Genomic DNA, 430 nt, shown 5'->3' with positions numbered 1-430 from the left:
ATCCGCGAGCGGATCTTGAGCGAGCGGTCTGCATCGTACCCAGACAGCTCGTCGGCGACCAGGGCCTTTACTTCGGCCGCCTCGATGCGCTGGCCCGCTTCGGGCGTGATCGTGACGTCGGCCGTGCGATGTCCGACGCCCACGACGACCGCGCCCCGTGGCAGGTTCAGCTCGCGCCTCACCCGCTCGGCGAGCGCCGATGCGATCACCTCGTTGTCGACGACGACGGTGCCGGCCGACACCTGGATGGCGTGGCGTGCGCGACGCCCGGGCGCGACGGCGAGCACCACGAGGACTATCCCGATCACGGCGGCGAGGGCCGCGACGGCGACAACTGCCGCGACGGATCCGGCCTGCGGCAGCTCGACGGCGCGTTGCGCGAGCTCGACCGGGGACACCAGCAGAGGCCTTTGCCCGGCCAGGTGCAGAA

The 430-nt window shown here is 71.6% G+C and carries 1 protein-coding gene; it reads right to left on the bottom strand.

Annotated features, from left to right (window positions below):
• Nucleotides 1–430: hypothetical protein (locus tag SB658_RS22010; RefSeq protein ID WP_410602310.1), on the bottom strand; the 430-nt coding region annotated here is incomplete at both ends.

Source organism: Bacillus sp. SIMBA_008, from assembly GCF_046535495.1.
GTDB classification, from domain to species: Bacteria; Bacillota; Bacilli; order Bacillales; family Bacillaceae; genus Bacillus; species Bacillus subtilis.
This window is presented reverse-complemented; position numbering and strand designations above follow the sequence as displayed.